At 38.5% G+C, this 9,549-nt stretch carries 6 protein-coding genes and 2 pseudogenes; 7 read left to right on the forward strand and 1 reads right to left on the reverse strand.

Translation table 11 applies throughout. The features are described 5' to 3' along the window. From HT725_RS09825 to HT725_RS09835, 3 genes and pseudogenes are all read left to right on the forward strand, one after another. Positions 1-1,285: pseudogene (locus HT725_RS09825) on the forward strand (ABC transporter permease); the annotation flags it as partial. After that, complete coding sequence (locus HT725_RS09830; RefSeq protein WP_000151028.1) at positions 1,282-1,905, forward strand: ATP-binding cassette domain-containing protein; 624 nt, start codon at positions 1,282-1,284, stop codon at positions 1,903-1,905. The pseudogene HT725_RS09825 and the gene HT725_RS09830, both read left to right, overlap by 4 nt. Next, positions 1,902-2,403: pseudogene (locus HT725_RS09835) on the forward strand (hypothetical protein). Before HT725_RS09830 ends, HT725_RS09835 begins: the two are co-directional and overlap by 4 nt. Positions 2,404-2,568: 165 nt before the next feature. On the opposite strand, the gene gor reads toward HT725_RS09835, so the two are convergent. Then, positions 2,569-3,915: a glutathione-disulfide reductase gene (gor, locus tag HT725_RS09840; protein WP_136937285.1), complete on the reverse strand. Its 1,347-nt coding sequence runs from the start codon at positions 3,913-3,915 to the stop codon at positions 2,569-2,571. Between the two features lie 288 nt (positions 3,916-4,203). Here gor and HT725_RS09845 point away from each other — a divergent pair, with 288 nt between their 5' ends. From HT725_RS09845 to metG, 4 genes are all read left to right on the forward strand, one after another. After that, positions 4,204-5,409, forward strand: coding sequence for an efflux RND transporter periplasmic adaptor subunit (locus tag HT725_RS09845; RefSeq protein WP_173253531.1), 1,206 nt, complete (start codon positions 4,204-4,206; stop codon positions 5,407-5,409). After that, positions 5,393-6,094, forward strand: coding sequence for an ABC transporter ATP-binding protein (locus HT725_RS09850; protein ID WP_033680086.1), 702 nt, complete (start codon positions 5,393-5,395; stop codon positions 6,092-6,094). Before HT725_RS09845 ends, HT725_RS09850 begins: the two co-directional genes overlap by 17 nt. Before the next feature lies 1 nt (position 6,095). Next, positions 6,096-7,355, forward strand: a complete 1,260-nt coding sequence (locus tag HT725_RS09855; RefSeq protein WP_173253529.1) for an ABC transporter permease — start codon at positions 6,096-6,098, stop codon at positions 7,353-7,355. A gap of 133 nt (positions 7,356-7,488) precedes the next feature. Then, complete coding sequence (gene metG / locus HT725_RS09860; protein WP_173253530.1) at positions 7,489-9,486, forward strand: methionine--tRNA ligase; 1,998 nt, start codon at positions 7,489-7,491, stop codon at positions 9,484-9,486. Positions 9,487-9,549: the final 63 nt, after the last annotated feature.

A 9,549-nucleotide genomic window follows, 5' to 3' on the forward strand; every position in this document is an offset into this window, starting at 1 on the left:
TGACGGGTGGTTATGATTTTGGTTGACGATTCAGGTTGAAAAACCCATTGAAATTATTAAAAACAAGGCAAAAAACAAGCTTATTTTTGTCGTATGGCTTGCTATTATTTCGCTTATCATCCTTGTCTCAGGAATTTTTTTACAAGAAACAAAGAGTAGTCAATCTAGTATTAACATACAGATACAGAATTTAGTACCATGGGACACAGTAAAAGACTGGAGAAGGATTGAATTCCTTGGAATTGAAAGTAACTCTGCTAAAAATGGAGAACTTAGTGATTCAGATGGTAAGTATATACAGATAGTTGCTGCCTTAAAAAACTTAGATTTTTTATATATAGAACGATCTTCGGCATATGTTCCAGATTTCATGAAAACTTCACATGTTATAGAAAATTTTTCTAAACAATTAGAAAATGACGGGATAACGAATCCAGAAATAAATAAAGAGTTGATTTATATCAATCAAACAGGTGCTAACTTACAAAATAAAGTGAATGGAACAAACTATCATCTTTTAGATAATAAGATAGCAACCATCTATATTCCTGAAAAATGGAAAGAAAATCAGAAATCTATTGAGAATACAGTTGTAGCAGAACAATTTATTGGAACAAACTATACAAAAGAAGAGCTTGCAGTACAAATAATTCCTGATGGTAATAAAATTTTTTATTTCAATGAGGATGCTGATATCGATCATAAAAATAAAGATATTTTACCAATGGCAAGTGTAGCAGATAGCAAAGATAACATTGTTGTTGTGTTAGATACAGACAAAATGATGGAAAATAATAAGTTTTCTTTGGCTAGTAACATACTATATAAATCTCTTTTTAGTCCTGAAGCGGTAAAAAAAATAAATGAGATGACTGTCCCGTTGAATTTCTCAATGAATCCAGTAGATGTTTACCAAATTGTGAAATTAAAGATCCAATCCTTAGAGCACCAAATTCTACTATCACAAATCTTGCAGAAGATAATTTACAGTATTGTCTTTATACTCATTTATCAATATGTCCAACTTTTTATTACTCTAAAACAGAATGAATATGTGAAAAAAATCATTTTGGGTCTGTCAAAAACATATATAGCAATTTCAAGTCTCAAATATTTTATGATGACTATTACAATGGTTATTCTATTTACATTTCTTATGACAGGGCAAATAGAGTTGTTATATATTGGAGCGGCTTCTCTGCTAGTTTTGATGTTGTCAATCATAATGAGTTTTAGGAAATTATCTGAAAGCTACACTAAAATTTTAAAAGGAGATGAATCATGACAATTGACCTTTTGAACGTTTCAAAGAGTTTCGGCTCAAAGAAGATCTTTACAGACTTAAATTTAATATTTGAATCTGGAAAAAGCTATGCATTGATTGGAGGTTCTGGCTCCGGTAAAAGTACCCTTCTTAATATTATAGGAAGATTAGAAAAAATTGACAGTGGGAATGTTTTAGTTGATAAACAAGATATTTGGAAGATAAAAGAAAGAACTTTTTTTAAAAATACTGTTGGATATGTATTTCAGAATTATTCTTTAATAGATAACAAAACAGTATATGATAATCTGAGCCTTATCACTAAAGACAAAAAAACAATAACTGACGTACTTGAAAAAGTAGGACTGTCAAGTGACTATTTACATCAAAAAATATACGAATTGTCTGGTGGGCAGGCTCAACGTGTAGCTATTGCCAGAATGTTAATGAAACCACGTAAAATTATTTTAGCAGATGAGCCCACAGGAGCTTTAGATGGTGAGATTGGAAAAGAAATCATTCGTTTGTTATTAAATGAAAAAGATGAAGACAAATATGTTATAATAGCGACGCATGATCCAGCTGTCTATAACGAAGTTGATGTGATAATTGACATGAAAGATATAGGGTATAATGTATGAAAAAGATAATTTATATTGCTTTGATCTTTGTAGCTGGGTTACTTGCCTTCTTCTTTTTTGGAAAACAAATGATTACAAAAGAAAATATCAATAAGCCAACGGTAGAGTTAACAGTCTATACGCTTTCTTCTAGTGATACAGAAAAATGGAATAAAGTGAGACAAGTAGAAACGGAAGAGGCTATATACTTCATAATTGTGAAAGAAGCAGAGTCTTCTGAAGAAGTATTTTCAAACATCATTGCAAATGGAGCTGCTACGGGGTTCGGAGTTCGTGAAGAAGAAGTGAAGAAATTCAATAATGATTTAGGAGACACTATAGAGGACTCTAAGCATAATAAACTAATTGAAATAGAATTTTTTACTTTTTCTGATGCTGACGAGGGGATTTGTAGTAGCAAACTTTGACTACGGTAAAGAAGAGTTGAATTCTCAGAAAAAAGATATAAAAGAGTTATATAAAAAAATATATGAATCTTTTAAAGAAAAGAATAAATGATTGTATTATAATCCTTGTATTTTGCTATGGTTTGTTAATTGATTTTTGCATATCTTATTTCAACATACTATAAAATAAGACATAAGAAAACGAGTATCTCCAACTACGGAAATACTCGCTTTTTGGTATTTAGAAGTGTTTTTTGCTCTGCTTCTTTTATTCCGATTAACGCATGGTTACAAATTCTTCAGATGCAGTTGGGTGAATCGCTACGGTTGCATCAAAGTCTGCCTTGGTTGCTCCCATTTTGATAGCAACAGCAAATCCTTGAATCATTTCATCAACGCCGTAGCCAATTCCATGAAGTCCGACAACTTTTTCTTCTGAACCAGCTGTGATCAATTTGAAACGAGTTTCTTGACGGTTGCAAGTGCAAGCAGAGTACATAGAAGTAAAGCTTGATTTGTAAACCTTGATTTGGTCTTGACCGTATTCTTTAATAGCTTGTTCTTCTGTCAAACCAACCGTTCCGATAGCAGGGTGTGAAAAGACAACAGTTGGAATAGTTGAGTAGTCCATTTTTGCAGTTGTTTTTCCGTTAAAGAGACGTTCAGATAGGGTACGCCCAGCCTTGATAGCTACTGGAGTCAGTTCCTTTTCACCTGTTACATCACCTAGAGCGTAGATTCCCTCAACAACAGTATTTTGGTATTCATCCACTTGTATAAAGCCACGTTCGTTCAAAGTTACTCCAGCTTTTTCAAGTTGCAAGCCCTTAACGTTTGGACGGCGGCCTGTAGCCCAGATAACTTGGCTAGCTGTGTGACTAGTACCATCTTCGAAATGAATGGTAATGCCTTCAGCAGTTTTTTCTAACTTAACAGGGACTTTGTGAGTGTGAAGTGGTAAGTTTGTTCTTTCCATTTCCTTGACCAAACCTTCAACGATGTAAGAATCAAAACCACGTAAAGGACGATCGCGGCGAACAAAGAGATCTGTCTTGACACCAAAAGTGTGGAGTACGCCAGCCAATTCAACGGCAATATAACCAGCGCCTAGAATGGCAACTGATTCTGGCAATTCTTCCCAGGCAAATACATCATCAGAAGAGCCACCTAGTTCAGCACCAGGAATGTTTGGAATACTTGGATGGGCACCAGTAGCAATCACAATATGTTTAGCACGAATCAGTTCACCATTTACGCTAACAGTATGAGAATCTACAAATTCAGCATGACCTTCAATCAAGTCCACGCCGTTGCGTTTAAAACTGCCATCATAAGAAGAACGAGCGCGATCAATGTAGGCTTCACGATTGCGACGTAGGGTTGCAAAGTCAAAGTTAAGATCAGTAGTCTTAAAGCCGTAGTCTTCTCCAAATTGATGGAAAGTCTCAGCGATTTGCGCCCCGTACCACATGATTTTTTTAGGAACACAGCCGACATTGACACAGGTTCCACCTAGTTTCTTTTCCTCAATAACGGCCGCTTTGGCTCCGTGTTCACCAGCACGGTTCATGGTAGCAATCCCTCCGCTACCTCCACCGATAGCAATGATATCGTATTCTCTCATTGAAAACTCCTTTGTACTCTTTTAAATAGTAGAGTGTCATTTTTTGATAGTCATATTCTATCTTTTTTTTAATTTGATTGCAAAAATCTGCTACGTTCAAAAAATTTAAAGAAAAGGCTTGCAAAAAGGAAAAATAAAGTGCATTATATATCTAGTACAATAACTAAACAAAAATTCCGAACAATAATTAAATCCTGAAATGTCATTATTTCGTTCTAAAATGTTATTGTTTCAAATTGATAATTTTTGTATAATATTGTTAAGAACTTTAAATCAAAAAGGAGTTTCATTATGAAAAAGAATGGTAAAGCTAAAAAGTGGCAATTGTATGCAGCAATCGGTGCTGCCAGTGTAGTTGTATTGGGTGCCGGGGGGATTTTACTCTTTAGACAACCCTCGCAAACCGATGTTAAGGATGAAATACCACATCTAGTAGTGGCAAAAGAGGGAACTGTTGCTTCGTCGGTTTTATTGTCAGGGACAGTAACAGCAAAAAATGAACAATATGTTTATTTTGATGCTAGTAAGGGAGATTTAGATGAAATCCTTGTTTCTGTGGGTGATAAGGTCAGTGAAGGGCAGGCTTTAGTTAAGTACAGTAGTTCAGAAGCCCAGGCGGCCTATGATTCAGCGAGTCGAGCAGTTGCGAAGGCAGATCGTCATATCAATGAACTCAATCAAGCACGAAATGAAGCCGCTTCAGCTCCGGCTCCTCAAACCTCTGCGCCAGCAGGAGGAGAAGATGCAACGGTGCAAAGCCCAACTCCAGTGGCTGGAAATTCTGTTGCTTCTATTGACGCTCAGTTGGGTGATGCCCGTGATGCGCGTGCAGACGCTGCAGCGCAATTAAGTAAGGCTCAAAGTCAGTTAGATGCAATGACGGTTCTCAGTACCCTAGAGGGAACTGTGGTCGAAGTCAACCACAATGTTTCTAAATCTCCAACAGGAGCTAGCCAAGTAGTCGTTCATGTCGTAAGTAATGAAAACTTGCAAGTTAAGGGAGAACTATCTGAATATAACCTCGCCAACCTATCTGTAGGTCAAGAAGTAAGCTTTACTTCTAAAGTGTATCCTGATAAAAAATGGACTGGGAAATTAAGCTATATTTCTGACTATCCTAAAAACAATGGTGAAGCAGCTAGTCCAGCTGCCGCAGCTTCTGGTAATTCTGGTTCTAAATATCCATACACTATTGATGTTACAAGTGAAATCGGTGATTTGAAACAAGGATTCTCAGTAAGTGTTGAGGTCAAAAATAAGAGTAAAGCCATTTTGGTTCCTCTAACAAGTGTTGTGACTGAAAATGATAAGAACTATGTCTGGGTGCTTGACGAGCAGAAAAAGGCCAAGAAAGTGGAAGTTGGTTTGGGCAATGCTGATGCAGACAACCAAGAAATCACTTCAGGTCTGACAAATGGAGTCAAGGTCATCAGTAACCCAACGTCTTCTCTAGAGGAAGGAAAAGAGGTGAAGGCTGATGAAGCAACTAATTAGTCTAAAAAATATCTGCAGAAGCTACCGTAACGGTGACCAAGAACTGCAGGTTCTCAAAAATATCAACCTAGAAGTGAATGAGGGTGAATTTGTTGCCATCATGGGACCATCTGGTTCGGGTAAGTCCACTCTGATGAATACGATTGGCATGTTGGATACACCAACCAGTGGAGAGTATTATCTTGAAGGCCAAGAAGTGGCTGGATTGGGTGAAAAACAACTTGCCAAAGTTCGTAACCAACAAATCGGTTTTGTCTTTCAGCAGTTCTTTCTTCTATCTAAACTCAATGCTCTGCAAAATGTAGAATTGCCCTTGATTTACGCAGGAGTTTCGGCTTCAAAACGGCGCAAGTTAGCTGAGGAGTATTTAGACAAGGTTGAATTGACTGAGCGTAGTCACCATTTGCCTTCGGAATTATCTGGTGGTCAAAAACAACGTGTGGCTATTGCGCGTGCCTTGGTAAACAATCCTTCTATCATCCTAGCGGACGAACCGACAGGAGCCTTGGATACCAAAACAGGGAATCAAATTATGCAACTATTGGTTGACTTGAACAAAGAAGGAAAAACCATTATCATGGTAACGCATGAGCCTGAAATAGCTGCTTATGCCAAACGTCAGATTGTCATTCGCGATGGAGTTATTTCATCTGATAGTGCTCAGTTAGAAAAGGAGGAAAACTAAGATGCAGAATCTGAAATTTGCCTTTTCATCTATTATGGCTCACAAGATGCGTTCTTTGCTTACCATGATTGGGATTATTATCGGTGTTTCATCGGTTGTTGTGATTATGGCTCTGGGTGATTCCATGTCTCGCTATCTCAATAAAAACATGACCAGATCTCAGAAAAATATCAGTGTCTTTTTCTCTTCTAAAAAAAGTAAAGATGGGTCTTTTACTCAGAAACAATCAGCTTTTACGGTTTCTGGAAAAGAAGAGGAAGTTCATGTTGAACCACCAAAACCGCAAGAATCTTGGGTCAAGGAGGCAGCCAAACTCAAGGGAGTGGATAATTACTATGTAACCAACTCAACGAACGCCATCTTGACTTATAAAGATAAAAAGGTTGAAAATGCCAATTTGACAGGTGGAAACAGAACTTATATGGAGGCTGTTAATAATGAAATTCTTGCAGGACGTAGTCTGAGAGAGCAAGATTTCAAAGAATTTGCAAGTGTTATTTTGCTTGATGAAGAATTATCCATTAGTCTATTTGGATCTCCTCAAGAGGCTATTAACAAGGTTGTAGAAGTCAATGGTTTTAGTTATCGAGTCATTGGTGTTTATACTAGCCAAGAATCTAAAAATTCAAAAATATATGGTCTTGGCGGCTTGCCCATTACCACAAATATCTCCCTTGCTGCGAATTTTAATGTAGATGAAATAGCTAATATTGTCTTTCGAGTGAATGATACAAGCTTGACTCAAACTCTGGGGCCAGAATTAGCACGAAAAATGACAGAGCTTGCTGGCTTGCAACAGGGAGAATATCAAGTAGCAGATGAGTCAGCTGCATTTGCAGAAGTTCAACAATCGTTTAGTTTTATGACGACGATTATTAGTGCTATCGCAGGAATTTCTCTCTTTGTTGGAGGAACTGGTGTTATGAATATCATGCTGGTTTCTGTTACAGAGCGTACCCGTGAGATTGGTCTCCGTAAGGCTTTGGGTGCAACGCGTGCCAATATTTTAATCCAGTTTTTGATTGAATCCATGATTTTGACCTTGTTAGGTGGCTTGATTGGCTTGACAATTGCAAGTGGTTTAACTGCCTTAGCAGGTTTGTTACTGCAAGGTTTGATTGCGGGTATAGAAGTTGGAGTATCAATTCCAGTTGCCCTATTTAGTCTTACAGTTTCGGCTAGCGTGGGTATGATTTTTGGAGTCTTGCCAGCCAACAAGGCATCGAAACTTGACCCAATCGAAGCCCTTCGTTATGAATAATTTAAAAGATAAAAAACGAGATAGACATCAGTCTGTCTTGTTTTTGTATGGATTTCCTTATCGAAAATCCTTAAAAATGTGATATAATGAAGTGTTAGAAAAACAGGTTTCATTTGCCTGGAAAGGAAAAATTATGTCTGAAAAGAATTTTTATATTACAACGCCGATTTACTACCCATCTGGTAAACTTCATATCGGTTCTGCCTACACAACCATCGCTTGTGATGTCCTAGCACGTTACAAACGCCTGATGGGCTACGATGTCTTTTATTTGACAGGTCTTGATGAACATGGTCAGAAAATCCAGCAGAAAGCGGAAGAAGCTGGAATCACCCCTCAAGCCTATGTTGATGGGATGGCAGTTGGAGTCAAAGAACTCTGGCAATTACTAGATATCTCATACGATAAATTTATCCGTACAACTGATGATTACCACGAAAAAGTTGTCGCACAGGTCTTTGAGCGCTTGCTTGCTCAAGATGATATCTATTTGGGTGAATATTCTGGTTGGTACTCAGTCTCAGATGAAGAATTCTTTACAGAAAGCCAGCTGGCAGAAGTATTCCGTGATGAAGCTGGAAATGTAACTGGTGGTATTGCTCCATCAGGTCACGAGGTTGAATGGGTATCTGAAGAATCATACTTCCTTCGCCTCAGCAAATACCAAGACCGTTTGGTCGAATTTTTCAAGGCCCATCCTGAATTTATCACTCCAGATGGTCGTCTCAATGAAATGCTTCGCAACTTCATCGAACCAGGTTTAGAGGATTTGGCAGTTTCTCGTACAACCTTTACATGGGGTGTGCCAGTACCATCTAATCCTAAGCACGTTGTCTACGTTTGGATTGATGCCCTTCTTAACTATGCGACAGCTCTTGGCTACTGTCAAGACGAACATGGTAACTTTGACAAGTTCTGGAATGGAACAGTCTTCCACATGGTAGGAAAAGACATCCTTCGATTCCACTCAATCTACTGGCCAATCCTTCTTATGATGTTAGATATCAAATTGCCAGATCGTTTGATTGCTCACGGTTGGTTCGTCATGAAAGACGGCAAAATGTCTAAGTCAAAAGGGAATGTCGTTTACCCTGAGATGTTGGTAGAGCGTTATGGACTAGATCCACTTCGTTACTACCTCATGCGTAGCCTTCCAGTTGGTTCAGACGGAACCTTCACTCCAGAAGACTATGTAGGCCGTATTAACTATGAATTAGCCAATGACCTTGGAAACCTCCTCAACCGTACGGTTTCTATGATTAACAAGTACTTTGATGGACAAATTCCAGCCTATGTAGAGGGTGTAACAGAGTTTGATAATGCTCTTGCTGGCGTTGCAGAACAATCAATCGCTGACTACCACACTCACATGGAAGCAGTTGACTACCCACGTGCACTTGAAGCAGTCTGGACCCTGATCTCTCGTACTAACAAATACATCGACGAGACAGCTCCATGGGTACTGGCAAAGGATGAAGCACTCCGCGATCAATTGGCAAGTGTCATGAGTCACTTGGCAGCTAGCCTTCGTGTCGTTACTCACTTGATTGAGCCATTTATGATGGAAACCAGTCGTGCAGTCTTGACTCAACTTGGTTTGGATGAAGTAGCGAGCCTTGAGAACTTGAGCTTGGCTGACTTCCCTGCGGGTGTAACAGTAGTTGCCAAAGGAACACCAATCTTCCCACGTCTGGATATGGAAGAAGAAATCGCCTATATCAAGGAACAAATGGAAGGCAACAAGCCAGCTGTCGAAAAAGAATGGAATCCAGACGAAGTCGAACTCAAACTAAACAAGGAAGAAATCAAGTTTGAAGACTTTGACAAGATCGAAATCCGTGTCGCAGAAGTCAAAGAAGTGTCTAAAGTAGAAGGTTCAGATAAGTTGCTCCAATTCCGCCTGGATGCTGGGGATGGTGAAGATCGTCAAATCCTTTCAGGAATTGCCAAATACTATCCAAATGAACAAGAATTGGTCGGCAAAAAAGTTCAAATCGTTGCTAACCTCAAACCACGTAAAATGATGAAGAAATATGTCAGTCAAGGGATGATCCTCTCAGCTGAACATGATGGACAATTAACCCTTCTCACAGTTGACCCAGCTGTACCGAATGGAAGTGTGATTGGCTAAAAGTAGACAGGACTAGTTCATGCTAGTTCTGTTTTTTATTTACACTCAATGAAAATCAAATAG

It is taken from the genome of Streptococcus sp. 2579, assembly GCF_013277195.1.
Taxonomy (GTDB): Bacteria; Bacillota; Bacilli; order Lactobacillales; family Streptococcaceae; genus Streptococcus.